The sequence below is a fragment of the Vallitalea maricola genome (genome assembly GCF_036985595.1).
GTDB classification, from domain to species: domain Bacteria; phylum Bacillota; class Clostridia; order Lachnospirales; family Vallitaleaceae; genus Vallitalea; species Vallitalea maricola.
In genome coordinates this window covers 1-324 of record NZ_BTPU01000428.1, presented here as the reverse complement: position 1 = coordinate 324, position 324 = coordinate 1, and the positions used below count along the sequence as shown (strand labels likewise).

Here is a 324-nt window from a genome sequence, read left to right as displayed (position 1 = left end):
CATTCCGCACTGTCAGCGCTGTTCCTGCGATAGCAGCAGCTACTGGCATACGGGCAATGCCAACGTTGTGGCCATTCACTTCTGAATACATACCAAAGGTCACATGCCCGACAGGCGAACCATCCTGCAACAATGTCGCTCCTTCATCTGCAGGTGTGGTGCCCTCGAGCATCACGCCATAGATCTTAAAGCGCTCGTTGCCCTCAGCGGCCTAGTGGTTTTCCGCGCCGATAAAGCCCGTTTTGCCCGGTGAAACAGTAAACTCAAGGCCCAATTCCCAAAGGGTATCACCGCATGTTTCACCTTCAAACGGATATGTCTCGG

1 protein-coding gene is annotated in these 324 nt (G+C 53.7%); it reads right to left on the bottom strand.

Annotated elements, in window-relative coordinates:
- The coding region (locus AACQ14_RS24880) for a glycine cleavage T C-terminal barrel domain-containing protein (RefSeq protein WP_353514046.1) at positions 1–172 on the bottom strand (172 nt) is incomplete at its 3' end.
- Positions 173–324 lie beyond the last annotated feature (152 nt).